This is a genomic window from Halorussus halobius (assembly GCF_004765805.1).
GTDB lineage: Archaea > Halobacteriota > Halobacteria > Halobacteriales > Haladaptataceae > Halorussus > Halorussus halobius.
In genome coordinates this window covers 282,614-308,983 of the sequence record NZ_ML219773.1, presented here as the reverse complement: position 1 = coordinate 308,983, position 26,370 = coordinate 282,614, and the positions used below count along the sequence as shown (strand labels likewise).

At 67.8% G+C, this 26,370-nt stretch carries 24 protein-coding genes; 18 read left to right on the top strand and 6 right to left on the bottom strand.

The annotated features are described in order from the left end of the window. Window positions 1-145 precede the first annotated feature (145 nt). The 3 genes from EPL03_RS01590 to EPL03_RS01580 are packed head-to-tail and all read left to right on the top strand — an operon-like array spanning window position 146 to window position 4,072. Entirely contained in the window at window positions 146-1,093 is a 948-nt protein-coding gene (locus EPL03_RS01590; protein WP_135827588.1) for an ABC transporter permease, read from the top strand. Beyond that, window positions 1,090-1,995, top strand: coding sequence for an ABC transporter permease (locus EPL03_RS01585; protein WP_135827587.1), 906 nt, complete (start codon window positions 1,090-1,092; stop codon window positions 1,993-1,995). The genes EPL03_RS01590 and EPL03_RS01585 overlap by 4 nt, the downstream gene beginning before the upstream one ends. A gap of 1 nt (window position 1,996) precedes the next feature. Then, a complete protein-coding gene (locus EPL03_RS01580; RefSeq protein WP_135827586.1) occupies window positions 1,997-4,072 on the top strand; it encodes a dipeptide ABC transporter ATP-binding protein in 2,076 nt (691 codons plus the stop codon). 686 nt (window positions 4,073-4,758) lie between these two features. Here the strand turns inward: EPL03_RS01580 and EPL03_RS01575 are convergent. Next, complete coding sequence (locus EPL03_RS01575; RefSeq protein ID WP_168216160.1) at window positions 4,759-6,324, bottom strand: ABC transporter substrate-binding protein; 1,566 nt, start codon at window positions 6,322-6,324, stop codon at window positions 4,759-4,761. Window positions 6,325-6,550: 226 nt separating this feature from the next. On the opposite strand from EPL03_RS01575, the gene EPL03_RS01570 reads away from it, so the two are divergent. From EPL03_RS01570 to EPL03_RS01535, 8 genes are all read left to right on the top strand, one after another. Beyond that, window positions 6,551-8,029 carry an aldehyde dehydrogenase family protein gene (locus tag EPL03_RS01570; RefSeq protein WP_135827584.1) on the top strand — a complete coding sequence of 493 codons (1,479 nt, stop codon included), beginning with the start codon at window positions 6,551-6,553 and terminating at the stop codon, window positions 8,027-8,029. Window positions 8,030-8,174: 145 nt separating this feature from the next. Further along, on the top strand, window positions 8,175-8,927 hold the full coding sequence (locus EPL03_RS01565) for an SDR family oxidoreductase (protein WP_135827583.1): 753 nt from the start codon (window positions 8,175-8,177) through the stop codon (window positions 8,925-8,927). A gap of 1 nt (window position 8,928) precedes the next feature. Continuing rightward, complete coding sequence (locus tag EPL03_RS01560) at window positions 8,929-10,200, top strand: ArgE/DapE family deacylase (protein WP_135827582.1); 1,272 nt, start codon at window positions 8,929-8,931, stop codon at window positions 10,198-10,200. Beyond that, window positions 10,197-11,051 carry a hypothetical protein gene (locus tag EPL03_RS01555; RefSeq protein ID WP_135827581.1) on the top strand — a complete coding sequence of 285 codons (855 nt, stop codon included), beginning with the start codon at window positions 10,197-10,199 and terminating at the stop codon, window positions 11,049-11,051. Before EPL03_RS01560 ends, EPL03_RS01555 begins: the two co-directional genes overlap by 4 nt. Next, complete coding sequence (locus tag EPL03_RS01550) at window positions 11,048-11,821, top strand: hypothetical protein (RefSeq protein ID WP_135827580.1); 774 nt, start codon at window positions 11,048-11,050, stop codon at window positions 11,819-11,821. The genes EPL03_RS01555 and EPL03_RS01550 overlap by 4 nt, the downstream gene beginning before the upstream one ends. 57 nt (window positions 11,822-11,878) lie before the next feature. Next, a complete protein-coding gene (locus tag EPL03_RS01545) occupies window positions 11,879-12,091 on the top strand; it encodes a hypothetical protein (protein ID WP_135827579.1) in 213 nt (70 codons plus the stop codon). 130 nt (window positions 12,092-12,221) lie between these two features. Further along, window positions 12,222-14,009, top strand: a complete 1,788-nt coding sequence (locus tag EPL03_RS01540) for a flippase activity-associated protein Agl23 (RefSeq protein ID WP_135827578.1) — start codon at window positions 12,222-12,224, stop codon at window positions 14,007-14,009. A gap of 112 nt (window positions 14,010-14,121) precedes the next feature. Beyond that, on the top strand, window positions 14,122-15,507 hold the full coding sequence (locus tag EPL03_RS01535) for an ATP-binding protein (protein ID WP_135827577.1): 1,386 nt from the start codon (window positions 14,122-14,124) through the stop codon (window positions 15,505-15,507). Window positions 15,508-15,541: 34 nt separating this feature from the next. On the opposite strand, the gene EPL03_RS01530 is transcribed toward EPL03_RS01535, so the two are convergent. After that, the gene (locus EPL03_RS01530; protein WP_135827576.1) at window positions 15,542-16,675 is read right to left on the bottom strand and encodes an ORC1-type DNA replication protein; all 1,134 of its coding nucleotides are present in this window, start codon (window positions 16,673-16,675) and stop codon (window positions 15,542-15,544) included. 272 nt (window positions 16,676-16,947) lie between these two features. Here EPL03_RS01530 and EPL03_RS19715 point away from each other — a divergent pair, with 272 nt between their 5' ends. Further along, the gene (locus EPL03_RS19715) at window positions 16,948-17,094 is read left to right on the top strand and encodes a hypothetical protein (protein ID WP_168216159.1); all 147 of its coding nucleotides are present in this window, start codon (window positions 16,948-16,950) and stop codon (window positions 17,092-17,094) included. Between the two features lie 33 nt (window positions 17,095-17,127). Continuing rightward, complete coding sequence (locus EPL03_RS01525; protein ID WP_135827575.1) at window positions 17,128-17,577, top strand: hypothetical protein; 450 nt, start codon at window positions 17,128-17,130, stop codon at window positions 17,575-17,577. 10 nt (window positions 17,578-17,587) lie between these two features. On the opposite strand, the gene EPL03_RS01520 is transcribed toward EPL03_RS01525, so the two are convergent. Both EPL03_RS01520 and EPL03_RS01515 read right to left on the bottom strand, forming a co-directional pair. Then, on the bottom strand, window positions 17,588-19,591 hold the full coding sequence (locus EPL03_RS01520; protein ID WP_135827574.1) for a MutS-related protein: 2,004 nt from the start codon (window positions 19,589-19,591) through the stop codon (window positions 17,588-17,590). Window positions 19,592-19,664: 73 nt separating this feature from the next. Continuing rightward, a complete protein-coding gene (locus EPL03_RS01515; RefSeq protein WP_244605177.1) occupies window positions 19,665-19,856 on the bottom strand; it encodes a hypothetical protein in 192 nt (63 codons plus the stop codon). A 226-nt stretch (window positions 19,857-20,082) separates the two neighbouring features. Here EPL03_RS01515 and EPL03_RS01510 point away from each other — a divergent pair, with 226 nt between their 5' ends. Then, window positions 20,083-20,418 (top strand): winged helix-turn-helix domain-containing protein, encoded by a 336-nt coding sequence (locus tag EPL03_RS01510; RefSeq protein WP_135827572.1) that lies wholly within the window; start codon window positions 20,083-20,085, stop codon window positions 20,416-20,418. A gap of 268 nt (window positions 20,419-20,686) precedes the next feature. On the opposite strand, the gene EPL03_RS01505 is transcribed toward EPL03_RS01510, so the two are convergent. Together EPL03_RS01505 and tatC are read right to left on the bottom strand one after the other, a co-directional pair. Continuing rightward, complete coding sequence (locus EPL03_RS01505) at window positions 20,687-21,199, bottom strand: NUDIX hydrolase (protein ID WP_135827571.1); 513 nt, start codon at window positions 21,197-21,199, stop codon at window positions 20,687-20,689. A gap of 61 nt (window positions 21,200-21,260) precedes the next feature. Then, window positions 21,261-22,112: a twin-arginine translocase subunit TatC gene (gene tatC / locus EPL03_RS01500; RefSeq protein ID WP_135827570.1), complete on the bottom strand. Its 852-nt coding sequence runs from the start codon at window positions 22,110-22,112 to the stop codon at window positions 21,261-21,263. A 93-nt stretch (window positions 22,113-22,205) separates the two neighbouring features. Between tatC and EPL03_RS01495 the strand changes: the two genes are divergently transcribed. The 4 genes from EPL03_RS01495 to EPL03_RS01480 all read left to right on the top strand — a co-directional run bounded on the left by EPL03_RS01495 (window position 22,206) and on the right by EPL03_RS01480 (window position 26,255). Then, window positions 22,206-24,491, top strand: coding sequence for a twin-arginine translocase subunit TatC (locus EPL03_RS01495; RefSeq protein ID WP_135827569.1), 2,286 nt, complete (start codon window positions 22,206-22,208; stop codon window positions 24,489-24,491). Between the two features lie 155 nt (window positions 24,492-24,646). Beyond that, window positions 24,647-25,225 carry a hypothetical protein gene (locus tag EPL03_RS01490; RefSeq protein ID WP_135827568.1) on the top strand — a complete coding sequence of 193 codons (579 nt, stop codon included), beginning with the start codon at window positions 24,647-24,649 and terminating at the stop codon, window positions 25,223-25,225. 123 nt (window positions 25,226-25,348) lie between these two features. Further along, window positions 25,349-25,522 (top strand): ribbon-helix-helix domain-containing protein, encoded by a 174-nt coding sequence (locus tag EPL03_RS01485; RefSeq protein WP_135827567.1) that lies wholly within the window; start codon window positions 25,349-25,351, stop codon window positions 25,520-25,522. Further along, entirely contained in the window at window positions 25,515-26,255 is a 741-nt protein-coding gene (locus EPL03_RS01480) for a queuosine precursor transporter (RefSeq protein ID WP_135827566.1), read from the top strand. The genes EPL03_RS01485 and EPL03_RS01480 overlap by 8 nt, the downstream gene beginning before the upstream one ends. Window positions 26,256-26,370 lie beyond the last annotated feature (115 nt).

Sequence of the window (26,370 nt, the reverse complement as noted above, 5' to 3'; positions counted from 1 at the left end):
CTCTCCCCGACGAAACGAGGACGGAAACGACAGCGCCCGGACCCCGGGCATCCGCGGCGGTCGAACTCGCCACCTCCGGAGACGGAACGACCGGAGCCGGTGGTCGAGTCCGAGCGCGAACGGTAGCTAGAACGAACTGACATAAATGAGATACAGATACATCGCCATCCGACTGCTCCAGGCCGTCCCCGTCCTGTTCGGCGTCTCGGTCGTCGTGTTCATCATCATCCACTCGGCCCCGGGCGACCCCATCGTGAACATGCTCGGAATCGACGCGACCGACCAGAACGTCGAACAGCTCCGCGAGGTCCACGGGCTGAACGACCCGCTGTACGTCCAGTACGTCAACTGGATCGGCGGGGTCCTGCAGGGCGACATGGGTCAGTCGCTGACCCGCGACCGCTCGGTCGCCGCGCTCATCGCGAGTCGGCTCCCCGCGACGCTGTTCCTCGCGGTGGCCTCGATGGTCGTCGCGACCCTCATCGCGATCCCGGCGGGCATCGTCAGCGCCATCCGGAAGGGGTCGGCCAGCGACCACGGCGTCACGGTCGGCGCGCTGACCGGCATCTCGATCCCGAACTTCTGGCTCGGGCTGATACTCATCCTGGTGTTCGCGCGAACCTACAACGTCCTCCCGCCCGGGAACTACGTCTCCCCGCTCGACGACCCCGGGGGCGCGCTCAGACACGTCGCCCTCCCGGCGGTGACCGTGGGGACCGCGTACGCCGCGCTGCTGGCCAGACAGACCCGGTCGTCGATGCTGGACAACCTCAATCAGGAGTACGTCAAGATGGCCAAGTCGAAGGGACTCACCGGCCGGAAGATACTCGTCCGGCACGCGCTCAAGCAGGCGTTGCTCCCGGTCATCACGGTCGCCGGACTCCAGTTCGGCTACCTGCTCTCGGCTACGGTCGTGGTCGAGCAGGTGTTCGCGTGGCCGGGGATGGGTCGACTCATCTGGTCGGGGGTCCGACAGCAGGACTACCCGACCGTCCAGGGGACGGTGCTGGTGGTCGCCACCCTGTTCGTCCTCGTCAACCTCGCCGTCGACCTCACATACTCGTACCTCGACCCCAGGGTGAGCGCGTCATGAGCGGCGAATCGTCCTCCCAACCGACGGGGTTCCGGCGGACGTGGCGCGGGTTCCGGGCGCACGGCCTCGCGGTCGCGGGGCTGGTCGTCGTCGCCATCGTCACGGTCGTCGGCATCGCGGCGTACGTCGACGACGCGTTCCTCGGCAACGCGATCATCAGCTCCGTGTACTACAGCCCCTTCGAGCCCCAGTTCATGCCGCTGCAGGGACCGAGCCTCGCACACCCGTTCGGCACGGACACGCTCGGGCGGGACGTCCTCGCCCGCACGCTCTACGGCGCGAAGGTCTCAATCCAGGTCGCGCTCACCGCGGTCCTGGTCGCGGCGGCGCTGGGCTCGCCGCTGGGCGTCGTGGCGGGCTACGCCGGCGGCTACGTCGAGACGGTCGTGATGCGCGTCGTGGACGTGCTGCTTGGATTCCCCGCGCTGGTCCTCGCCATCGGGCTGGTCGCGGCGCTGGGGTTCAGCCTCACGAACGTCGTCATCGCGCTCGGCGTCGTGTACGTTCCCCAGTTCGCCCGCATCGCACGGAGTACCGCGCTCAGCGTCTCCAGCGAGGAGTACGTCGACGCCGCCAAGGCGCTTGGCTACTCGACGCCCCACGTCGTGTTCCGGGAGGTGCTCCCCAACTGCATCTCGCCGCTGCTGGTGCAGGCGTCGCTGCTGATGGCGTTCGCCATCATCGCCGAGGCGTCGCTGTCGTTCCTCGGCCTGGGCGTCCAGCCGCCGACCCCGACGTGGGGCCAGATGGTCTCGGACGGCAGCGGCTACCTCACGTCGGCCCCGTGGATTTCCTTCTTCCCGGGCGCGGCCATCTTCGTGACGGTGCTGGGGTTCAACCTCATCGGCGACGGACTGCGGGACGCACTCGACCCGCGCGAGAACGCGGAACGGAGGTTCTGACGTGAACGGACCACTACTCTCGGTCGACGAGCTGACGACGGAGTTCGCCACCCCGCACGGGAGCATCACCGCCATCGAGGACGTGACGTTCGACCTCGACCCCGGCGAGACGCTGGGCATCGTCGGCGAGTCGGGCTCGGGCAAGAGCGTCACCGCCCGCTCCATCATGGGGCTGCTCGACGAGAACGGCCGGGTCGCGAACGGGTCGGTCGACCTCGAGGGGCGCGAACTCACCGCGATGTCCGAGTCCGAACTCGCGAGCGTGCGGGGCTCGGAGATAGCGATGATATTCCAGGACCCCATGTCGTCGCTGACGCCGGTGCTGACCGTGGGGACCCAGATAACCGAGACGATACTCGAACACCGCGACGTGACGAAGGCGGAGGCGCGCGAGGAGGCCATCAGGCTGCTCGACCGGGTCCGCATCCCCGACCCCGAGTCGGTCGTCGACACCTACCCCCACCAGCTGTCGGGCGGCCAGCGCCAGCGCGTGCTCATCGCCATCGCCATCTCCTGTGACCCGGACGTGCTCGTCGCCGACGAGCCCACGACCGCGCTCGACGTCACCATCGAGGCCCAGATTCTCGACCTGCTCGAGGACCTCGTGAGCGAGCGCGAGATGAGCCTGATACAGATCACCCACGACCTCGGCGTGGTGGCCGAGACCTGCGACCGGGTCGCCGTGATGTACGCCGGGCGCGTGGTCGAGCAGGGGCCCGTCTCGGAGGTGTTCGTCGCGCCCCGCCACCCGTACACCGCCGGACTGCTCCGGTCGACCCCGCGCATCGACGACGTCGAGCCCGAACTGCTGGCGGGCAACGTCCCCGGGCCCGGCGAGCGGCCGACCGGCTGCAACTTCGCGCCCCGGTGTCCCCACAGCACGGACGACTGCCGGGTAGCGGACCCGCCGCTCGACGCGGCCGAGGGCCGCGAGGTCGCCTGCGTCCGGACCGACCACATCGGCCCGATGGACCCGATTCCGGAGGCCGAGCGACACGAGTCGACCCGCGCGGACGCGGGCGCGACCATCGTGGAGGGCGAGAACGTCCGCAAGGAGTTCAGCTCGGCCGACTCGCTGCTCGACCGCCTCCTGCCGGGCGGCGACCCGCCGGTCAAGGCCGTCGACGGCGTCGACCTCACGCTGGCGGAGGGCGAGACGCTCGGGCTGGTCGGCGAGTCCGGCTCCGGGAAGACCACGCTCGGGCGGCTCCTGCTCGAACTCACCGACCGGACCGACGGCGAGATTCGCTTCGACGGGCGGCCGCTGACCGAGGTGCCCGAGTCGGAGCTGCGGGGCCGCATCCAGTTCGTGTTCCAGGACCCGAACTCGTCGCTCAACCCGCGCCAGACCGTCGGGCGGATACTCCGGTTCGCCGTCGAGAAACACGACGAGGACGCCGACGTCGACGACCGCATCGCCCAGTTGCTGACCGAGGTGGGACTCGACCCGGAGACGAGACACGATTACCCCCACCAGCTCTCGGGCGGGCAGAAACAGCGGGTCGGCGTCGCCCGCGCGCTCGCGGTCGACCCGGACGTCATCGTCGCCGACGAGCCGACCAGCGCGCTCGACGTGAGCGTGCAGGGCCAACTGCTCGACCTGCTGGAGGACATCAAGCGCGAGCGCGGGCTCTCGCTGGTGTTCATCAGCCACGACCTCTCGGTCATCCGCCACATCTCCGACCGGGTCGCCGTGATGTACCTGGGCCGCATCGTGGAGGTCGGCGCGACCCGGCGACTGTTCGACGCGCCCCGCCACCCCTACACGGAGGCGCTGTTGAGCGCGGTCCCGAACCCCGACCCGGAGGTCGACGCCGACCGCATCGTCCTCGACGGGGAGATGCCCGACCCGAAGCGACCGCCCGAGGGGTGTAACTTCGTGACCCGGTGTCCCGAGGCGATGCCCGAGTGCGAGCGCATGGACCCCGAACTCGTCGCGAGCGACGACGGCGAGGTGGCGTGTCTGCTCCACCACGACGCGGTTCGGGGCGACGGCGCGGACGCGACCGCCGACCCGGACCCGCCGGAACCGGACGCCGACGACGCCGCGCGGGCCGACGGCGGGGATTCGGTCTGACTGGGGCCGGGTCGTAGGTCGTCAGACTGTAGGTCGTCGGGGTTCGATTTTCGGAGACCGAGTAGCCATTTTCTCTACCCGTACGCTGGTCCGTCCCTCCGACTCGGCGCGCGCTGGCGCGAGTTCATCTCGCGCCAATTCGTGCGAGGGGGGTGCGCTCGTGCGCCCCGAGGCTGGGGAGGCGCGAGGCTTGCGGTTGCGGTGCGGTGGCGGTGTCCCCTAGGCTCAAGCGATAGCTAGCTTCCCGGTGCGACTCCTTTGGTCCGAAACGCAGTTCGGCCTATCGACTCCTTGCGTCGGAGAGTGACACACTGCAACCACGTCCCCGAAAGCCCTCGGCGGGCTCCGGTCCCGCGACTCGCTGCGCTCCTCGTCGCTTCGCTCCTGCGGTGCTTACGTCGTCGGGGTTCCCGGAGCCCGCCTCGCCCTTTCAGTCCGCCGGCAGACAAACCGCATCTGCCGAGCCTGCGCGCGCTTCGCTTGCGCAGACCTCGCACGCGTTGGCGCGACACGACGTCGCGCCAGCGCGCGCCGACCGTGGAAAACGAAGCCAGCGCACGCTGACTCGAACATCGTTCGAAAAGCGAGCGCGAATTGAGTATCAGTTGAAACGAGAGACGAGACAGTGTGCGCGCCAACGCCGTCGACCGAAGCGAAAAGAAAACAGGGCAGTTCGACCAGTGCGTTCAGTTGAGCGACGCGCCGTCGAGCGACCGGAACGACCCGTTGGCGTACTGTTCGAAGCCCTCGATGCGGTTCGAGATGCCCTGGATGCGCTGGGGGTAGTAAGTGTACACCGAGTACGCCTCCTCGTAGACGATTTTCTGAATCTCGTCGATGACCGACTGGCGCTCCTCGGGGTCGACGAGCCGGCGCTGTTCCTCGAGGAGCTCGTCGAGGTCCTCGTTGTTGATGTTCCAGACGTTCTGTCCGTCCGTGTGGTAGAGGTACAGCAGCGTGTCGGGGTCGCCGAACCACGTCCAGTTCGAGACCGCGATCTCGTAGTTGCCATCGAGCTCCTGCGAGAAGAACGTGTCACCCGCGAGCGTCTGGATGGACACGTCGATGCCGATCTGTCCGAGCATGTTCTGGACCAGCGTGGCCGTGCGCTCGTGGCGGGAGCTCGTGGACGTCTTGATCTCGAGCGAGATGTCGTCGTAGCCCGCCTCGTCGAGCAACGACTGGGCCTGCTCGGCGTCCCCGTTCGGATGGTTGAAGTCCGAGATGGAGTCGTTGTACGAGGGGAACGAGTCGGGCAGGATGGACTTGGCGGGGTTGCCGTACCCCTGCAGGACGGTCTGGGTAATCTGTTCCTTGTCGAGCGCCCACGCGATGGCGCGCCGCACGTTCCGGTCGCCGAGCGGCTCGACGTCGGTGTTGAAGTCGATGCGGCCCGAACTGACCCCGCCGGTCGTGATGACGCTCGCGTTGCCCGAGTTCTCGACGCGGTCGGTGAACTGCGGGGGCATCCGGTCGAGGAGGTCGATGGAGCCCGATTCGAGCTGGGCCACCTTCGAGGAGTCCTCGGGCAGGATGCGGAACTCGATGCGGTCGATGTTGGGCTGGTCGTCCTTCCAGTAGTCGTCGTAGCTCTCGAGCACCGCCATGTTGCCCGAGTCCCACGAGGTCAGCTCGAACGGCCCGGTCCCGACCGGGTTCTGGTTGTAGTCGTCGCCGTACTCCTCGATAGCGGTCTTCGAGAGGGGCCACATGACCGCGTGGACCTTGTTGAGGAACGGCGCGTACGGCTCCGAGAGGTCGAAGCGGACGGTGTAGTCGTCCTCGACGACCACGTCCTCGACGGCCTCGATGTAGTTCTGTCGCGGGTTCTCGTACTCGAAGAACCAGTCGTAGGTGTACTTCACGTCCTCGGCGGTGAACTCCTCGCCGTTGTGGAACGTGACGCCCTCCTCGAGGTCGAAGACGAACTGGGTGTCGGACTCGCGGGTCCAGTCGGTCGCGAGGTCCGGGACGACCTCGCCGTCGGAGTCGAGGTTGACGACGTTGTCGTAGATGAGGGTGTACACCTTGTTCGAGTCGAAGTCCGTGTCGCGGCCGGGAATCAGGTCCCACCCGCCGTTGGTGATGCCGATGCTGACGGTGGTGGGGTCGCCGCCGCCCCCGCCGTCGCCGGACTCCGTGTCGTCCTGGGCCCCGCCGGATTCGGTCGCCGCGCTGTCGGTCGTGTCCGTCGCTGCGCCGTCGGTCGTGTCCTGGGAGTCACCGCCGGACGTACAGCCAGCCAGCGACATCGCCGTGCCTCCGCCGAGTCCGGCGAGGAGGCGACGGCGAGTAGGTGTCAGCCAATCCCGATTGCTATCATTTGCCATGTGATTCGTTCGCAGTATTGTGCGACCACGTAGATAAATCTTTATTCAATTGAAGCGGCGGTTAGCGCAACAAAATTCAACGTTTCTTGGGAGTCAAGGAGAGGTTCCAGACCTAGCAGTTAACACCCTGTAAAATATACCACGTGGTATGGGAGTACCTACCCAGCACGTCGCCGACAGCTACGACCTCTACATCGACGGGGCGTGGGTGTCGGCGTCGGACGGCGGCCACTTCGCGACCGTCGACCCAGCGACCGAAGAATCGATAACCGAGGTGGCCGAGGCCACGGCCGAGGACGTCGACCGCGCGGTCGCGGCCGCCCGCGAGGCGTTCCCGGCGTGGCGCGACACCGACCCGGACGAGCGGGGCCGCATCGTCCACCGCATCGGCGAACTCGTGCGCGAGAACCGCGAGGAGCTCGCCGCAATCGAAAGCCTCGACCAGGGCAAGCCCCTCTCGCAGGCCAAAAGCGACGTGGACGGGGCGGCTCGCTACTTCGAGTACTACGCGGGCGCGGCCGACAAGCTCGAAGGCACGAGCGTCCCCGTCGGGGCCGACGGGATAGACTTCACGCTCCGGGAGCCGTACGGCGTGAGCGCACAGATTACGCCGTGGAACTTCCCCGGAAATCTGTTCGCTCGCGGCGTGGCTCCCGCGCTGGTAGCCGGCAACGCGACAGTGGTCAAGCCGGCCGAGCAGACCCCGCTGTCGTCGCTCAGGCTCGCCGAGCTCTGTGAGGAGGCGGGCGTGCCCGACGGCGTCGTCAACGTCGTCACCGGCTTCGGCGACCCCGCGGGCGCGGCGCTGTCCTCCCACGAGGGCGTCGACACCATCACGTTCACCGGGAGCGTGCCGACCGGCCAGGTCATCATGAAGCAGGCCGCCGACAACGTCACGCCGGTCACGCTCGAACTCGGCGGTAAGAACCCGGCGGTCGTGTTCCCCGACGCCGACCTCGACGAGGCCGCCCGCTGGATAGACCGGGCCATCTTCACGAACGCGGGCCAGATATGCTCGGCCGCCGACCGGGTCGTGGTCCACGAGTCGGTCCACGACGAACTGGTCGACAAACTCGTCGCGCGCGCCGAGTCGTACGAACTGGGTCGCGGTTCGGACGACCCCGACATGGGGCCGGTCGTCTCGGCCGAGCAGTTCGAGAAGGTCACCGGCTACGTCGAGGTGGGCCGCGAGGAGGGCGCGACGCTCGCGGCCGGCGGGGGAACGCCCGACGGCGAGGGCTACTTCGTCGAGCCGACGATATTCACCGACGTCGACAACGACATGCGCATCGCCCAGGAGGAGATATTCGGTCCCGTGCTGTCGGTGATTTCGTTCGAGACCGAGGCCGAGGCGCTCGAAGTCGCCAACGACGTCGACTACGGACTGGTCGCGGGTATCTTCACGAGCGACGTCACGCGCGCCCACCAGTTCGCTCGCGGGCTGGAGGCGGGCAACGTCTACGTCAACCAGTGGTTCGGCGACACGAACCAGACCCCCTTCGGTGGGTACAAGCAGAGCGGCATCGGCCGCGAGAAGGGGCTGGAGGCGCTCGACTCGTACCTCCAGACCAAGAACGTCGCCATCAACCTCGCCGAAGGGAGTTCGGACTCGCTGCCCGGCGCGTAGCGGACCGAATCGGCCGGCCCGGAGCGGTCGGCGAGCGGGGCGGCCCGCCAGAACTTCGGATGCCGTTCACTCGTCAGAGCTTTTTGTCGAACAATGAAGCACGTATCGGCGATAGTTTGATACGGGAGAGAAATAACTGTGTGACATGGGCTTCACTGACAAGACGGCAGTCGTCACCGGCGCGGGAGCCGGGATGGGCCGCGCGACCGCGCGGCTGTTCGCCGAACGCGGCGCGGACGTCGTGGTCGTCGACCTCGACGCCGAGGCGGCCGAGGAGACGGTCGAAGAACTGGCCGGCCTCGGGGACGGCGGCGCGGTCGCGGTCACCGCAGACGTCTCCGAGGCCGACGAGGTCGAAGCGTTCGTCGAGCGCGCGGTCGAGGAGTTCGGGAGCATCGACGTCCTCCACAACAACGCGGGCATCCCCCAGGAGTCGACGCCGGTCGAGGACGTGACCGAGGAGACGTGGGACGCCATCCAGGACGTCAACCTCAAGAGCGCGTTCCTCGGCGCGAAGTACGCGGTCCCCCACATGCGCGAACAGGGCGGCGGCGTCATCCTGAACACCGCGTCGACCGCCGGCATCCGGCCCCGGACCGGGCTGTCGGCGTACGCCGCCTCGAAGGGCGGGATGATAACGCTGACCAAACAGCTCGCGTACGAGCTCGCCGAGGACGCCATCCGAGTCAACGCCATCTGTCCCGTGGCGACCGACACCGACATGCTGCCGGACTTCGCCGGGGGCGACCTGAGCGTCGAGGGGATGGCCGACACCATCCCGCTGGGCCGGCTCGCCGAGCCCGAGGACATCGCCAACGCGGCGGTGTTCCTCGCCAGCGACGAGGCCGAGATGGTGACCGGGACCGCGCTCGAAGTCGACGGCGGACGGGACATCTAACATGGTTAGGAAGCAGGAGATTTACGACGCGGTCGACGAGCGCGAGGACGACATCGTCGAGTTCCTCCGGGAGTTCGTCGCCATCGACACCGAGAACCCGCCGGGGCGCAACTACCGCGAGGGGGCCGAGTTCCTGACCGACGCGATGGCCGACCGGGGCTACGACACCGAAACCGTCGCGGTGCCCGAGGACGTCGTGGCCGACCACTACCCCGACCGGTCCGACCACGAGCGCGTGAACGTGGTGGGCCGGAAGGCCGGCGAGGCCGAGGACGCCGACGGCCCGGACGTCCACTTCACGGGCCACTTCGACGTCGTACCGGCGGGCGAGGACTGGAGCGACGACCCCTACGACCCGCGCGTCGAGGACGGCCGGGTCTACGGCCGAGGCACCAGCGACATGAAATCGGGCATCGCGGCCAGCCTGTTCGCGGTCGACGCGCTCGAAGCGGCGGGCGTCGACGTTCGCGGGTCGGTGACCCAGAGCATGACCGTCGACGAGGAGACCGGCGGGTTCACCGGACTGGGCTATCTGGTCGAGGAAGGGTACGTCTCCACGGAGAACACCGACTACTGCGTCTACACCGAGTGTTTCGACTCCTCGCGCATCTGTCTGGGCCACCGGGGCGTGCTGAAGTTCCACGTCACCGCGCGCGGCGAGAAGGCCCACGGCTGTATGGCCCACGACGGCGCGAACGCCGTGATGGCGATGAACGACTTCCTCACGCGCATCGACGAGTACGAGGACGTCCTCCACGACCGCACCACCGACCTGCCGGTGACGCCGCCGGAGTCGCGGTGTGCGGACATCTCCGCGACCATGCTCGACGCGGGCTACTCCGAGAACGTGATTCCGGACCGGTGTACGGCGACGTTCTACCGCGTGCTGGTGCCCGGCGAGACGGTCGAGTCGGCCCGCGAGGAGATACGGACCCTGATGGACGAGGCCGAGGCCGCGACCGGCCACGGGTTCGACTACGAGGAGATAATGTTCGCCGAACCCGCGAGCGTCCCGGAAGACTGCACGGTCGCCCGGACCTACACCGACAACATCCTCGACTTCTACGACGAGACCGAGCCCGTCGTCTCGCCCGGGTCTGACGACCAGCGGTTCGTGGTCAACGACGCCGGCATCGAGGAGTGCATCGTCTACGGGCCGGGGCTGCTCGACCAGGCCCACGTCGTCGACGAGTACGTCCCCGTCGAGGAGATAGTCACCGCGACCAAGGTGATGGCGGCCTCGACGGCCGACCTGATGGGGGCGACCGAATGAGCGGGGACGAGGAGACGACGCTTCCGGACCCGAAGTCGGTCGCGGCCGAAGCGCGCGAGGCCACCGCGGAGGGAGCCGTGAACCTCGCGGTCACGGGCGAAATCGACCCGGACGCCGTGGAGCGTACAGCGGACGGCTACGTCGGCGAGACGGCGGGCGCGCTCGGTCGCCTCGCGGCCGCAGTCGACGCCGGGGGCGACCTCGCCGTCCACTACCCCGAGCCCGACCTGACCGCCGACGGGCCGTGGCTCGTACTCGCGCCGCTGTCGGGGTTCGTCTCGACGGTCGCGAAGGGGACGGGCCGAGCCGTGGTCGACCTCGCGTACGACGCGAGCGCCGACCCCTCGCTCGACCGCCTCGACCGGCGCGTCTCCGCGCTGCTCGACGCGGCGGCACCCAGCCACGACCACTACCCCGTGGCCGACGACGTGCAGGGCGCGTTCACCACCGGGATGACCACGTTCGCGCTCGACGACCTCTCGGTCGGCGAGGGGCTGACCGCCACGTTCGACGTGTCGACGACGCCCGCCACCAGCGCCCGCGCGGTCGAGTCGCAGTTCGCCGAGGTCGCAGGCGTCGAGAGCGTCGCCTACGAGCCGGTCGTCGGCGTCGAGCGGAGTTCGCCCTCGCCGGACGTGCGCGAGGCGGTCGATGCCGCCCACTGCGAGGTTCGCGGCCAGTGTGACTACGAGTGGCTCCCCGAACCCGGCGCGTTCGGCGCGATTCCCAGCGCGGGGAAGGTGGCGCTCGGGACCGGCACGCCCGGCGCGGGCGAGTACTCCCGCGAGCAGTACGAGACCTGCCGGGAACTGCTGGACGCCACCCTCTCGAACCTGGGGGTGAGCGCGTGAGAACCCTCGCCGAACCGGTCGAAGGCGCGGAGGTCCGGGTCGAGCCCAAGGAGACGCCCGGCATCGAGGTCAACGGCGTGCCCGCGACCGTCGACTACGTCGCCAAGGCCGACGTGCGGGTCGACCTCGCCGACGAGACGTGTTCGGACCTCCTGGACGGGACGCGCTCGTTCGTCGTCGAACACGTCCTCGGCCCGCTCGGACTCCGGGGCGTGACGGCCGCGAAGGTCGTCGGCGTCCGCGAGGAGTGGGACTTCGCCCGGCCAGAACACCGGTTCTGCTACGCCGCCGAGATGGGACCCGACAGCGTCGTCGGCCACCCGGCCGGGCTGCCGAACCCGGCACTTGCCGAGGCGCTGGGCGAGGTCGACCTCGTCGAGTCCGAGCCTCGACCCCGACGGACCGTGAGCGAGCCCGTGACGTTCGCGGCGGGCGGGGGCGAAATAGAGCTTCGACCCCGCGAGTACGGGGCTGGCGTCCGATTCGACGTCCGACTCGGCGACGCGACCATCACGGCCGAGGTCGACCCGCAGGGCGACAACGACGAGGCGCTGATCGAGTCGGTGACCAACTCGACCACGCCGTACCTCAGCCCGACCGACGAGGAGGCGGTCACCCACTCCATCGCGGACCTCGTCTCGGACCTCGCGGTCGTCGGCGGGTTCGACGACCTCGCGGTCGAGGCCGACCTCGGCGACGCCTACCACGCCCTGACGGTCGGAGCCGCCCGGACGGCCCACCGGTCGGGGCTGGTGGAACGCCGCGAGTAGCGCGCTCCCCGGACGCGAAGCACGCGTTTTATTCCACGGGAGTCTGGGTACCACATCATGTCCGCGCTCCAGTGGCTCGAGTCGAAACCGTTCGAGCGACAGATACTCATCCTCGCGCTCGTGCTGGACCCCCTCGGGTTCGGCGCGGGCTACCTGCTGGGTCCGAGCCTCGGATTCGAACCCATCATGGGCGGCGTGTACGGACTCGTCGCGGCCAGCCTCCCGCTGTCGGCGTGGGTGATGCGGTACGCCGGCGAGCAGGCGGAGTAGCCCCCGAGCCGACGAGCGACGCCGTCCACACCTCGGTCCAGAAGCTATTTGTCCGAACCCGAAGCAAAGAGGTGTATGACCGCCGCCCGCGTCGTTCGCACACCGAGCCATCGGTCCCACTCCCCGACGCATGGCCTCGGAAACTGAGTCGTCGCCGTCCGCAGTGACCCTCCGCGAGGCGCTTCCCGGACACCTCTCGCGAACCCAGCTCGCCGTCCTCGGCGTGACCCTTCTCGCGCTGGTCGCGCGCCTGTTCGAGCTCGGCGCGCGGGTGGCCCACCAGGACGAGGCCCGGGTCGCCTACTGGGCGTACCGCTACATGGAGAACGGCGTCTACGAGTACCGACCCATCGTCCACGGCCCGTTTCTCACCATCGTCGACGGGCACCTGTTCGGCCTGCTCGGGGCCGACGACTTCACGATGCGGCTGGTCGTGGCGCTGTTCGGCGGCCTGCTCCCGCTCGCGGCCCTCCTCTTTCGGGACCGGCTCCGCGATTCGGAGACGATAGCGATGGCGCTCCTGCTCGCGGCCAACCCGCTGTTGCTGTACTACTCGCGGTTCTACCGCAACGACCTGCTGCTGGCCGGGTTCATGCTCGTTGCCTTCGGCTTCCTCGTTCGGGCGTACGACCACGGCCGGCCCGCGTTCCTGTACGCCGGAGTCGGCGCGTTCGCGCTCGCCTTTACCACCAAGGAGAACGCGCTGGTGTACGCGGCCTGCTGGGTCGGCGCGGCCGCCCTGCTGTGGGACCACCGGCTGTTCGCCCGACGGGCGGGCGAGCGCGGCCTGCTCGGGACGGCGTGGGCCGACCTCCGCGCGCGGGCGGGTGGCCTCCGCGAGTGGTGGCCCCACCTCGCGCTCGCAGTCGTGGAGTTTTTCGCCATCGTGGTGTTCTTCTACGCGCCACGGAACGCCGACCGCATCGCCGAACACCCCAGTTCGGCGGTCGACGCCGGCGCGCCGAGCCTCGGCGAGGCGCTGGCCGACCCGACGCTGTTGCCCGCCGTCGTCGAGCACGCGACCCTCGGGACGTGGACCGACTTCGTCGACCAGTGGGGCACCGGCAACGAGGAGTCGTACATCGGGGCGGTGGAGGCGCTCTGGCCGGCGCTGGTGGCCGGCGCGGGCGTCCTGCTGGCGCTGGCGGTCCTCGGGTTCGTCGCGGACCGCTACGCCGACGAGACGCCCCGCGACGCGGTGGCGTTCGCCTCCTACTGGGGGTTCGCCAGCCTGCTGGGCTACCCCGTCATCGTCGACAACCCGTTCCCCTGGGAGGTCATCCACGTCGTGGTCCCGTTGGTCGTCCCCGCGGCGGTCGGCCTCGCGCTGGTGGTTCGGCTCGGCCTCGCCAGCGCGGCGGACGGCGACGCGCTCTCGGCGAGCGCGGCGGCGCTCGTCGTGTTGGTGCTCACCGCGCAGGTCGGCGCGACGGCTGTCGACACCTCCTACGTGAACCCCCAGAGCGACCACAACGAACTCGTCCAGTACGCCCAGTCGTCCTCGGAGATGAAGCCGCTGCTCGGCGACATCCGGGAGGTGACCCGGGCGAACGAGGGCATCGACGTGCTGTACTACGGCGACGAGTTCTACTCGGCCGACGAGGCCGGCCACGACGTACCGCCCGCACCGCAGGGCTCGGGCTGGTTCGGCCGCCTGCCCCTGGAGTGGTATCTGGAGGCGTACGGCGCGGAGCGCGACAGCGTCCGGGACCCCGACGTGGTCGGGGGGATGGACGAGATGCCGCCCGTCGTCGTGGCGCTGGGCGAAGCGAGCACCTGCACGGAGAGCTACGACTCGGCCGACGACGTCGAACAGTACCTCGACGGCTACGAGAGCCACGAAATCCAGCGGTTCGCCCACGACAGCGGCTGTACTATCAGCACGGTGATGGTGTACGTCGACGAGGACGCGACGTAGAACGCCGGGGCGGGCGCGAACGCCCGGCTCGCGACCCGACGCCGGGGCGGGACCCGAACGCCCGACGGGCCTTCGACGCGCTTAAGCACCTTTGGTGCCAACCGTTCGGAGAATGAGCGACGCGGCACTGGACGTCGTCGAGTTCCTGCTCACCGCGAGCCACTACAACGACAACCGCACGCTGGACGAGAACGACCTCCCGCCGCGCTACCGACAGGTGTTCTGGCCCGACGGCACGGGCGGGAGCGCCGACCGCGAGCGCCCGGGCGACGGCGCGCCGGTCGGCATCGAGCGACCCATCCGACCGACCATCGAGACCGCCCGCCGGGCGACCGGCGTCGAGAACCCGTGGAGCGCCATCTCCGAGCTGCTGTTCACCGACCGCGACGAGTTCACCGGGGCGCTGGAGTTCACCCAGCCCGACATGGCCGAGGAGTGGTTCCTCGAACGCGGCGGCGAGCGCGTGGTCCACAACCCCGTGCTGGCGGACGCCTTCGAGGACGAGGTCGACGGCGCGGACTACGAGGCCGCCCGAAACGCCAACCGTCCGGTGCAGGCCGACCGGGCGTGGATAGACGGCCTGCTGGCCGAGTACTTCGCCGACGAGGACGAGGAGGAGATGCTCGACCTCGTGGACATCCGCGCGCCCGAGGAGATAGAGACCACGCTGGAGGACCTCGTCTTGACCGACGACCAGGAGGCCGAGATACACAAGATAGTCAAGGCCATCGAGCACCGCGAGTACCTCGCCCAGATAGGGCTGCGCGAGATCGGCAAACTCCTGTTCGTCGGCCCGCCGGGGACGGGCAAGACCTCCACGGCGCGGGCGCTGGCCTACGATCTGGACCTCCCGTTCGTGGAGGTGAAGCTGTCGATGATAACCAGCCAGTACCTCGGCGAGACCGCCAAGAACGTCGAGAAGGTGTTCGAGGTGGCCAAGCGACTCTCCCCGTGCATCCTCTTCATGGACGAGTTCGACTTCGTCGCCAAGACCCGCGCCAGCGACGAACACGCCGCCATCAAGCGCGCGGTCAACACCCTGCTCAAGTCCATCGACGACATCAGCCTCATCGAGGACGACGTGCTGCTCATCGGCGCGACCAACCACCCCGACCAGTTGGACGCGGCGGCGTGGCGGCGATTCGACGAAATTGTCAACTTCCCGAAGCCCGACCGGCAGATGCGGGCGGACATCCTCCGGCTCATCACCCGGCCGATGGACGTCACGGACTTCGACCCCGACGAGCTCGCCGAGGAGACCGAAGGCCTGACGGGCAGTGACCTCCGGATGGTGCTGCGCGAGGCCGTGTTGGACGCTCTGACCGAGGAACGGACCGCGCTGACGCAGTCGGACTTCGTGGACGCGGTCGAGGACTTCGAGGAGCGGGACAACCTCAAGGACCTCGACATGATAGAGGGCGACCACGACGCGCTGGTCGCGGGCGGGGATATTTCGGGTGGAGCGAGCGCGGACGGCGGACACAGCCACGACCACTGAGTCGGGGCGTCCGCGAGAAGCGAGATACCGGGCGTCAGTCGTCGTCGAGTCGGTCCAACACCGCGTCGGGCTCGTATCGCAGCGAGAGCTGGCGCGACCGGCCGCGACCGTCGACGTTGGTGTAGGTGGCGTCGATGATGTCGAGCTGGTCGAGCTTGTTGATTATCTCGGAGTAGCGGGTGTAGCCCAGCCCGGTGCGGTCGTGGAACGCGTCGTAGACGTCGCCCGCCCGCTCGCCGTCGTGCTCGGCGATGACCTCCAGCAGCTCTATCTCGCTCTCGGAGAGCGCCCGGAGGCTGTGGCTGAGGTGGACGTACTTGGACTTCTCGTAGGCCTGTTGGACGTCCTCGACGTCGACGGTCCGACTGGCGCGCATCTCGGCGTTGAGGCCGGCCCGCCGGAGCAGGTCGATGCCGACCCGGAGGTCGCCGCTCTCGGCGGTGAGTTCGACCACCTCGTCGAGGACATCCGTGGAGACGACGCCGTCGTGGAACCCGCGGTCGACCCGCTCGCGCAGGATGTCGACGATCTCCTCGGGGTCGTACACCGGGAAGTACACCTCCTCGGGCCGGAACACGCTCTGGACCCGGCCGTCGAGGTCCTCGATGACGTCGAGGTTGAGGTCCGAGGAGACCACGACCACGCCGATCTTCGCGCCCGAGTGGGCCTCGTGGGCGCGCAACAGCGAGTAGAGCGTGTCCGAAGCCTCGCCCTCGTAGAAGAGGTAGTTCACGTCGTCGAGCGCGACCACCAGCACCTCGTCGTCGTCGACCAGCTTCTCGGTTATCTGGCGGAACAGCTTCTTGAACGAGATGCCCGACGAGGGCGGCTCGTACTCGAAGATGCCCTCGAAGATGCGCGAGAACACCGAGTAGCGGGTCGAGTCGACCTGACAGTTCACCCGGACGGTCCGAACGTCGGTCTGCGCGCCGAGTTCGCCGAACACCGTCTGGACGGCGGTGGTCTTGCCGGTGCCGGGCGGGCCGCGAGCGATGACGTTGAGGGGCCGCGAACCGCGCGCGGCGGGCCGGAGCGCGTACTTCAGGCTCCGCAACTGGCTCTCGCGGTGCGAGAACGTCTCGGGGACGTAGTCTATCTCGAAGACGTGTTCGTCCCGGAACACGGTCTCGTCCCACGAGAGCATCCCCTCCTCGGGGTCGTCTGCCATCACTTTCACCTCGCTTTCCCAGCTACTTAACCTTTCGGCGGGCGGAAGTATTAAAGCCGAGAGAGGTCGAACGCGGGCGATTCGGAGGGTCTCGGCGTTCCCGGGGAGGGTTACGGGGATTCGATATCAGTCGGGAGAATTCTGTGGTGTGTTGACTGATTTCCGGTCGTCTGAGGCGGGCAGTTGTCCGTCGCCGTTCACACGACAGCCGCGCCTGATTGCCGAATCAGGTTGGAGACAGATTTATACCGGTGAGTTCCGTAAACCGGAGTATGTCGACCGAATTCGACCGGGAATCCGTAGAATGCGAGGGAGACGGTGAACCTCGCGTTCCGAAGGCGGTTCTCGAAGCAATCGACAACCTTGCTGAAGGAGACACTGCCAGCGAGGACGACATCGATTCCGTTCTGAAATTTTAAATTTTAAGTTACGCTATCGGTTTCTACGGAGGTGTGGCTTACGTCCCGCTAGGCGGTTCCGAGGAGACACACGTCATATTCGAGGGGAGCGTCCCCGACCAACTCGCTAGCCTCGGGACTTCGGAGCAGCGGGAGTTACTGACGAAGCTCAGGAATATCGCCGCAGCGGATGCACCTCCCGATAGCTACGTTTACGAGAATATCGGGAACGTGGATATCATACGATTCAGTGGTGCAGGGCGTGCGTACTCGAAGATAATCACGTACATTCCCGAAGGGAACACGCAGTATCACGTGGTGTACGTCCTGTACGTCGACGAAGACCACGAGTACGACCGAGGGGAACTGGGGAAATTCAGCTATCGGGCTCAGCAGAAACTGGACGCTATCACCGACTTGGAATCCGTCGAGAACGTGGAATCGTATCTCGAAGACCACGACTCCCTTACGGCCAGCGACTTAGATGACCTCCTGAGCGAGTAACCATTCGCGCTCAGAACTTCTCCAACAGGCGGTCGTAGAACTCGCCGCGAGGCGCGTCGTCGGAATCCCCCGCGAGTTTCTCCACGATGAGTTCGGGCGTCGAGCGCGCGAGGTGGTCTTTCACCGGCGAGCGATTCACGACCAGTTCGCCCTCGACCAGCCCCTCGGCCTCGATGCCGTCGACCGGCACGTCGTAGTCAGCCATCTCGCGTATCTCGGCCGCGAGGTGGGAGACGAACACGCCCGTCACGTCGCCGTCCCGGAGCTCTTCGAGGATGCCCGCGATTATCTTGGCGCTCGCGCCGGGTTCGGTGATGCTCTCGAGTTCGTCCACGAGGACGAGTCGGTCCTCGCCGCCGGCCGTCAGGTCCGCGAACTCCCGGACGGTCGCCTCGAACGCGCCGGCGTCGAGCGTACCCTGCGTCTTGGCGTGATAGTGGAGTTCGCCGAACCGCTCCAACCGGACCGACTCGGCGGGGACCGGCAGACCCATGTGGGCCAGAATCGCGACGAGCGCCACCAGATCGAGCGTGGAGGTCTTCCCGCCGCTGTTGACCCCCGAGAGGAGCGCCACGTCCGACACCGCGTAGTCGACCGGCTCCACGTCTTCGAACTCGACGTCGAGCAGGGGCGAGCGCCCGCCCTCGATTTCGAACCCCTGCGCTCCGCCCCCGGACGGCTCGTCCGCGAACTCCGGCATCGTGCAGTCGAAGTCCTCGGCGAACCGAGCGATAGCGAGTTCCACGTCGAGTTCGAGCGCGGTCCGGACCAGTTGCTCGGCGGCCGCGCGGCGGTCGGCGAGGTCGGCCGCGAGCTCGCGCTTCCGACTGGCGGCCCGGCGGTCCTTCGCGGCCTGCAGGTCCTCGCGCAGTCGGGTCACGACGTCCTCGTCGCGCTCGACCGGGAAGGTCGGCTCCTCGGGGAACGCCCGGCGAGCCACCTCGGCCTCGCCCGAGTCGAGGTCGAGCGAGTCTATCAGTTCCTCGCGGGCCAGCGCGACCGCCTCGGCGTACTCGTCGCTCAACTCGCGCGACAGGAGCGAGTCGACCCCCGCACCCTGTTCGACCAGCGAGAGCAGGTCCGACCCCTCGACGGTGACGTCGCGCTCCTCGATAGCCTCCCGAAGCGCGTCGTTGGCCGCGCTCTCGGCGGTCGAGACGGCGGCGTCGAGGTCGTCGACCGCCCGCGCCAGCCGGTCCAACTCGTCGTCGCCCACGACGGTCCCGTCCGCGTCGACCCGCGCCAGCGCCGCTTCGAGGTCGTCGAGGTCCAGCGGCGGGTCGAGGTCGGCCACGCGGTGGACCTCGGCGGCGGCCCGCAGACACTCCCGATTGGCCGCGAAGAAGGCCAGCACGCGCTCGGGCACGACCTCTGCCGGGCGTTCGAGGGCGTCGGGTTCGACCCGCACGTCGCCCTCGACTGCTACGCCGGCGAACGCCTCGTCGAGCGCGACCACGGTGGAGTAGCCCCGCGCGAGGTCCGCGAGGTCGCGGGCGTCCTCGACCACCTCGACGCTCAGCTCCGGCATCGCCCGCTGGGCCTCGCTGTAGCGCTCGGCGTCGGCGGTCGCCAGACACCGGTCGCGGACCGTCACGCCGCCGGGGTCGGCCAGGGGTTCCACGTCGGCCAGCGCGTCCGACACCGCCGGGTCGGGGTCGCGCTCCATCGCCGACTCGGCGAACTCACGGACCTCCTCGATGCGCGACCGGACGCCGCTCGGGTAGACGGTTTCCAGCCGCTTCGCGCCGTAGTCGGTGACGGTTCGCTCCGCGAGCAGGTCGAGGGCGTCCCGATATATCTCCTCGGCGCGGTCGGTCGCCGCGAAGCCACCGGGGTCGTCGTGGCGCTCCCGGACGGCACCGCGAGCGATGGCGGCGGCCCGACCCTCGGTGATGCCCGGGGCGCTGGCGAGTTCGGCCACGTCGCCGTCGGCCAGCGCGGCCTCTGGGTCGTCGAGTTCCGAGAGCGCCGCCGCCGTCTTCGACCCGACGCCCGGGATGGCCTCCAGTTCCATTCGGCGTGGAGTACCGACCCCTCGGTTAAAAATATTCGCGGAGCGTTCGCGTGGCGTGAGCCCGAGGGTGGAATCAGTCGCGCAAACCCCACGGCAGGTCCCCGCCGCGTTCCTCGATGTACCGTTTGGCGTCCTCGACGCCGGTCAACCGCACGTTGTCCCGACTCCCGCCGTATCCTTCCAGCGGTGCGTCGGGATTCCGAATCATCTCTCGGACGAGGTCTTCGACTCGTCCTTGGTCGTCCGTGGCGAACCAGTTTTTCACGGTGTCGACCCGCTTTTTGTGTGACCCAACCACTGGTTTTCGGGCGAGCTTCGTTACTATTTTCACCCGGAGTTGCGCATCGTCGGACATCGCTATTTAGTCGATAGAGTCGAAGTAAGTTATTTAAACCTGTTGGGATAAGACTTCACCTATATCGTTTTTATACGAGAGTAAGCCGGAGAATATCCGAAAGGTATAACTCCGCGACGACTGTTCTCGGTCATAGATGAGTACGCCCCAGATAGACGAGAACGCGTCCGAGGCCGCTGCGGAGGGAACCGTCCTCACCGACGTTCTCGGCCCGCACGCCAAAGTGAAGATTCTCGTCGCGCTGTTGAGCGAGAACGACCGCGACCTCAATCCGACCGACGTCTCTCGATTGGCGGGTATCGACCGGAGCACGTTCTACGAACACATCGACGACCTCGTCGCCTACGGAGTCGTCGAGCGGACGCGCACGGTCGGCAACAGCCAGATGTACCGGATAAATCGCGACAATCCCGCCGCCGAAGACCTCGCGCAGTTGGAGTGGGACCTGCTCGACTGCGTGCCCGAGGCGTAGGGTTCCCGAACCACGTCGAGTCCTCGTCGAGACACGGTCCGCTCCTCGCGTCGCTCGCCGATTGGTCCTCAGAAAGTCGCGTTCGCACCCAGGGTGGCAGTTTGCTGGCACGCGAACTGCGGTACGTAGCTGCTGGCACGCGAGCTATGTGGCAGGTGCGAACGCTACGCCGTGCTTGGAGCCACAGCACCTTAGTTATAGGGCGATTACGCTCGCGGAAATCCGACGTTGCCCGAGCGGACGCCCCGCAGTCGTCCCCGGCGGGCGCTCAGAGGTACGGCCGGAGGAGGTCGCCGTCGTGGAGGTCCGCGGGCGGCGACGCGAACCAGCGGGCCGCCGCTATCTCGTCGGCGTCGACGCCCAGCTCGGACGCGCCGGGAATCGCTCCCTCGGCGAACGCCGAGTACACCACGTACTCGGCCGTGAATTGCACGTCCGCGGCGGCGTCACCGTCGTTCACATCGCCCTCGGCCACGTACGACTGGTCGAGGACGACCAGCGGCTCGCCGACGGTCGCGTCGAGGCCGGTCTCCTCCCGAACCTCCCGGCGGGCGGCCTCGGCCGGTGACTCGCCGGATTCGACCGCGCCGCCGGGCAGCGTCCACCCGTCCGACCACCTGTTTCGGACGAGCGCGATTCTGCCCTCGGAGTCCCGCACGCGCGCTGCGGCCGCGAGCGCGGTGCCGCGAGTGGCCCACGCGCGGAACGAGTCGAGTTTCGACGCCGGCAGCCGGAGCGTCTGCGGTTCGCGCGGGGCGTCGGGAGCGACGTCTGGGGACACGGCCGACGGTGCGGAGCGCGGGCGAAAAAGCGTACCGTTCCGACGGTTGCGGACCGTCCCCTCAGTTCCCGGTCCACTTCAGGAGCGCGAGCGTCCCCTCGAACAGACCGATCATCGTCACGGTGACGAGGATGGGTGCCATCCCGGTCGGGTCCGGCGTGAACAGAAAGGAGATGCCGAGGAACGCGCCCCAGAACAGCAGGCGGCGGTCGGCCAACCACCGGCGGGTGGTCAGTCCCATCATGATGGCGAGCATGATAAAGAGCGGAATCTGGAACACGACCGCCAGATACCCCATCAACATCAGGATGAGGTCGAACGTCTTCGTGAGGCCGAACGCCAGAATCGCCACGTCGTCGGTGTAGTAGATGAAGTAGGTGAATATCGCGGGCAGGACGAGGTAAAAGGCGAAGCTCACGCCCACGAACGCCAGCACGAGGCTCGTGGGGACCGCCGCGAGGTAGTAGCGTCGCTCGTGGGGGTAGAGCCCGGGCTTCATGAACAGGTACGTCTGGTAGACGAACACCGGCAGCGCCACGACGACGCCCGCGAGGCTGGCGACCTTGAGCTTGGTCAACACCAGCGCCAGCGGGTGGTAGATGCGGGGCCGGGCCTCCTGGCCGAGCTGGTCGAGCGGGATGATGTTGTACCACAGGAAGTTGATGACGTCCTCGGCGAACGGAAGCCCGATGGCGGTGATGGTCCCCGCGACCACGATGACGACCGCCAGCCGCTTTATCATCTCCTCGATGTGGTCGGCCAGCGGCATCTCCTCGTCCTCCAGCGGCTCGCCTCCCCGGTTCGGGTGGCCGGACGGGTCGTCGAGTTCGTCGAGCTCTTCCCGCCCGGCCGTCGGGTCGGTCTTCTCGGCCCGCGAGAGGTTGCTGGCGGTCGCTTCCGATTCGTCGGCCATCCAGTCGGTCTAAGCCCGGCGGTTCTTATAGGTCTTCTGTGACCGGCGCTACGAGAAGATTGATAACTACGACACGGCAACCCCTTCTAACGAATGTCGGGAACCGGAAGTAGCATCGTCGACGAGGACACCGCCCGCGCGGTCAACAGCGGCCGGGAGACCGTCGGGTCGATGCTGTCGGCCGCACAGGACCACCTCCGGAAGGTCTTCGTCGTCTTCCTCGTGGGCTTTCTGGGCTGTTTCTACGCGCTGCGGGGCGTCGGCTGGCCGTTCCTCAGGGACGTCACCACCGCCCAGATGTCCGACGAGGTCGCCGAGAGCATCAACATCGTCGCGGTGACGCCGTTCGACGTCATCCTGTTGCAGGCCAAAATCGGTGTCATCGCGGGGATACTGCTCGCGCTCCCCGCGCTGGCGTACTACGCCCGCGACTCGTTCAAGGAGCGGTCGTGGTACCCCGAGACGCCCATCGCCCGCTGGAAGCTGGCGGGGCTGGGGCTGCTGGCGCTCGCGCTGTTTTTCGGCGGCATCCTCTACGGCTACCTCGTCTTCTTCCCGCTGATGTTCCAGTTCCTCGCGGACAACGCCATCACCGCCGGGTTCCAGACCAACTACTCCATCGTCAAGTGGACCGAGTTCATCCTGTTCCTGTCGCTGTCGTTCGGGCTGGCGGCCGAGTTGCCGCTGGCGATGAGCGCGCTGGGCTACACCGGCATCGTCCCCTACGAGACGTTCCGGGACAAGTGGCGCTACGCCATCATGGGCATCTTCCTGTTCGGCGCGTTCGCGTCGCCCCCGGACCCGTTCACCCAGATCATGTGGGCGACCCCGCTCATCCTGCTGTACGCGTTCAGCCTCTACCTCACGAAGGTAGTCGTGATGCTCAAGCGCGCGAGCGACCGGTTCACCCTGCGGAGCGTCGTCCGGGACAACTGGATTCGGACGTTCGGCGCGCCCGCGCTGGTGTTCCTCCTCGTCAGACTGTTCTTCACCGAGGCGGGCGTTTCAGCGGTCAACGAGCGCCTCCCGTCGTCGCTCGACTTCGCGATTCCGCCCGTGGAACAGTTGCTCGGGCTCCCGCGCGGGCAGGCCGTGCTCGCGGCGGCCGGGGCCGCCGCCGGCGTCGCGTTCGTGGTCACGTTCCTCTACTACCTCTCGGTCACGCTGAGCCAACTGGCCCCCCGCGACGACGAGCACGGGGGCGGCGCGCCGGGCAACATCGACCTCGGCGCGCTCGACGCCGGCGCGGTTAGGGCCGCCCCGCCGGAGGTCTTCGTCGAGATGGGCGAGGAGGAGGCGGTCGACTACGCCCGGCAGGCGATGGACGACGACGAGGCCGAGAAGGCCCAGACCATCCTCGACCGCTGGGACGAACTCAACCCCGACGAGGACGAGGAGTCGGCGGGCGAGCCCGCGGACGCCGAGACCGCGCCCGAAGCGGCGTCGGGCGACGCCCCGAGGACCTCGACCCCGGACGAGGGCGGGACCGGCGACGGCGAGGCTCCGATGGCCGAGGACGTGGCCACGGGCGACGACGACGCCGGCGTCCTCGGGAGCACCGCGGCCGGGATGGCCGACGCCTTCACCGAGGAGGAGACCACCGAGGAGGACATCGGCGGGTGGTACTACGACATCCGGTTCGTCCTCGACAGCCTCACCTCGAAGATGTTCTGGCTCGTGGGCATCTTCATGGCCGTGCTCGCGGCTGCGTTCATGTTCCTCTACAGCGGCGGCATCGGCTACATCCGCGAGGACTTCCTCGAACGGCTTCCCGCCGAGGTGCGCCCCGAGATGGGGTCGGGCGAGGAGATACTCAACATCGTCGTCCTCCACCCCGTGGAGGCGCTCATCTTCGAGGTCAAGATATCGACCCTGCTCGCGCTGGTGGCCGTCCTGCCCGTCGTGCTCTACTGGGCGTGGCCCGCGATGAAAGAGCGCGGCCTCGCCGGGGGCGACCGCCGGGTGTTCGGCGTGTGGGCCGGCACCATCGCGGTCGGACTGGTCGCCGGCAGTGCGCTGGGCTATCTCCAGGTCGCGCCCCGCATCATCTCGTGGCTGGTCGCCGACGCCGTGCGCGCCGAGATGATAATCTCCTACCGGGTCAGCAACTTCTTCTGGCTGGTCTTTTTCACCACCGCCGGCATCGGCCTGCTGGCCGACGTGCCGCTCACGATGTGGCTGTTCCGCTACGGCGGCATCGTCTCGTTCGAGGCGATGTACGACCGGTGGCGCGAGGTCACCATCGCCATCTTCGCCGTCGCCGGGTTGCTCACGCCCGATAGCCTCTACACGATGTTCCTCATCGCCATCCCGCTGTCGCTGGCGTACGTCTTCGGGCTGGGCGTGCTGTGGCTGGTGTCGCTGGGCGGGCGGCGATAACCGACCGGAACCGGTTCTCTGGTTTTCCGTCGAGTGAGCGGCGTGGACACGTCGGGGTCCATATTTTGTGATAGGTTCACGGGCGTATGCTGCGCCTGCTGTCGATCTTGCGGGAAAACCGACACGTATTATTAAAATCAGTCAGGAGTGCCACCATGGACAGACGGCGATTCCTCGCGACGGCTGCGATACCGGTCGGAGTCACGACTGCCGGATGTTCGTTCGGTGCCGACCGGACCGTCGAGCTCGAAGCCGAAATCGAACAGCAGGACGGACGTCGCGAAAACGAGACGTACCTCGTCTACCGAGACGACGGCGAGGAGGTCCGCGTGGTGGGGTTCGATCAGCACTCGTTTCCGGCGTCACTGAACGACCGGTTCGGGTTCGGGATTTTCATCGAGTACGACGAGGCGACGAGCGTCGAGTCCTTCCGGTTCGATCTCCGCACGCAACCAGCCGAGGAGCCCGCCGACATCTACCTCGCCTCGCCACCCGGTGCGGTGTGGCCGAACCTGAGGTACGGACGAGTCGAAGGCGATGGTTCGACGCGGATCGCACTGTCGGACGCGCCGGACGTCACCGACGAAACAGTGTTCATCAACACGATTATCGACCCGAATACCGCCCCGGCCGAGCGAATCGCTGTCGACCTCGAACTGGAACTCACCGCGTCGGACGCTCCCGTGACCTACCGCACGGAGACGGCCACCACGTTCGAACCGGAGACGCGGTGAGGGACCCGAGCGACGAGGCCGTTGACGTCGACCTGTAGTAGCGAGCGACTACAGATAAGATAAAGCCGGGGGAGGCTCCGGAGGTCCCGAACGATTTAAACCAGCCGTCGATAATACCCGAGTATGACCAAGATAAGCGTGGAAGTGCCCGACGAGCTCCTCGACGACCTCGACGAGCACGTCGGCGAGGACGGCAAGTTCGTCAACCGGAGCGAGGCCGTCCGGGCGTCGGTCCGGAAGACCCTCGACCTGCTCGACGAAATCGACCAGCGACAGGGGCGACTCGACGATGAGTGAGCCCGGACCCGACGAGTACCGAGACGTCACGCCGCTCCCGCTCGGGCGCGTCGCGCTCGTCGCGCTGTTCGTCACCGCGCTGGTGACCGCACAGCTCACCGCGTCGAAGCTGCTGGGCTTTGCGATTCCGTTCGAGCTTCCGTTCACCGGCGCGATGCTCGCGATGCCCGGCGCGGCGCTGGCGTACGCGGTGACGTTCTTCGCCTCCGACTGCTACTCCGAACTCTACGGCCCGCGCGAGGCCCACAAGATGGTCAACGTGGGCTTCGTCATGAACTTCGTCCTGCTGGCCCTGGTGTACTCGACCATCGCCGCGCCCGCCGCGCCGTTCACCGAGGTCGACCCCGCGACGTTCGAGACGGTGCTGGGCGCGAGCCTCAACGTCGTCGTGGCGAGCCTGCTGGCGTACGCCGTGAGCCAGAACTGGGACGTGTACGTCTTCCATCGCATCCGCGAACGGACCGGCAGCCAGCGCCTCTGGCTCCGCAACGTCGGGTCGACCGCGACCAGCCAGCTCGTCGACTCGATAATCTTCGTGGTCGTCGGGTTCGCCGCGATGCCCGCGCTCCGGGGCGGCGACCCGCAGTCGGTCAACGCCCTGCTCGGACTCATCGTGGGCCAGTACGTCCTGAAGCTGCTCATCGCGGTCGGGGACACGCCGTTCGTCTACGCCGTGGTCGGACTCCTTCGCTCGCGCGAGACCGGCCCGACCCCAGCGGAGACCGCCGACTGACCGGACGAGCCCACCGTTCCGGACGTTCGTCAGCGGTCGAGTGGTCGCCCGCCGGACGGAAGTCACCGGGATGTCCGCTTTGCTGGCATTTACGGGGCTTCCCCTCGTAGCACGG

Excerpts from the sequence above, each read along its gene's own strand:
- EPL03_RS01575 (WP_168216160.1), bottom strand. The coding sequence starts at position 6,324 with ATGTCGCTGGCTGGCTGTACGTCCGGCGGTGACTCCCAGGACACGACC.
- EPL03_RS01490 (WP_135827568.1), top strand. The coding sequence starts at position 24,647 with ATGGACAGACGGCGATTCCTCGCGACGGCTGCGATACCGGTCGGAGTC.
- EPL03_RS01570 (WP_135827584.1), top strand. The coding sequence starts at position 6,551 with ATGGGAGTACCTACCCAGCACGTCGCCGACAGCTACGACCTCTACATC.
- EPL03_RS01545 (WP_135827579.1), top strand. The coding sequence starts at position 11,879 with ATGTCCGCGCTCCAGTGGCTCGAGTCGAAACCGTTCGAGCGACAGATA.
- EPL03_RS01520 (WP_135827574.1), bottom strand. The coding sequence starts at position 19,591 with ATGGAACTGGAGGCCATCCCGGGCGTCGGGTCGAAGACGGCGGCGGCG.
- EPL03_RS01485 (WP_135827567.1), top strand. The coding sequence starts at position 25,349 with ATGACCAAGATAAGCGTGGAAGTGCCCGACGAGCTCCTCGACGACCTC.
- EPL03_RS01585 (WP_135827587.1), top strand. The coding sequence starts at position 1,090 with ATGAGCGGCGAATCGTCCTCCCAACCGACGGGGTTCCGGCGGACGTGG.
- EPL03_RS01495 (WP_135827569.1), top strand. The coding sequence starts at position 22,206 with ATGTCGGGAACCGGAAGTAGCATCGTCGACGAGGACACCGCCCGCGCG.
- EPL03_RS01510 (WP_135827572.1), top strand. The coding sequence starts at position 20,083 with ATGAGTACGCCCCAGATAGACGAGAACGCGTCCGAGGCCGCTGCGGAG.
- EPL03_RS01535 (WP_135827577.1), top strand. The coding sequence starts at position 14,122 with ATGAGCGACGCGGCACTGGACGTCGTCGAGTTCCTGCTCACCGCGAGC.
- EPL03_RS01555 (WP_135827581.1), top strand. The coding sequence starts at position 10,197 with ATGAGCGGGGACGAGGAGACGACGCTTCCGGACCCGAAGTCGGTCGCG.
- tatC (WP_135827570.1), bottom strand. The coding sequence starts at position 22,112 with ATGGCCGACGAATCGGAAGCGACCGCCAGCAACCTCTCGCGGGCCGAG.
- EPL03_RS01480 (WP_135827566.1), top strand. The coding sequence starts at position 25,515 with ATGAGTGAGCCCGGACCCGACGAGTACCGAGACGTCACGCCGCTCCCG.
- EPL03_RS01590 (WP_135827588.1), top strand. The coding sequence starts at position 146 with ATGAGATACAGATACATCGCCATCCGACTGCTCCAGGCCGTCCCCGTC.
- EPL03_RS01540 (WP_135827578.1), top strand. The coding sequence starts at position 12,222 with ATGGCCTCGGAAACTGAGTCGTCGCCGTCCGCAGTGACCCTCCGCGAG.
- EPL03_RS01530 (WP_135827576.1), bottom strand. The coding sequence starts at position 16,675 with ATGGCAGACGACCCCGAGGAGGGGATGCTCTCGTGGGACGAGACCGTG.
- EPL03_RS01560 (WP_135827582.1), top strand. The coding sequence starts at position 8,929 with ATGGTTAGGAAGCAGGAGATTTACGACGCGGTCGACGAGCGCGAGGAC.
- EPL03_RS01565 (WP_135827583.1), top strand. The coding sequence starts at position 8,175 with ATGGGCTTCACTGACAAGACGGCAGTCGTCACCGGCGCGGGAGCCGGG.
- EPL03_RS19715 (WP_168216159.1), top strand. The coding sequence starts at position 16,948 with ATGTCGACCGAATTCGACCGGGAATCCGTAGAATGCGAGGGAGACGGT.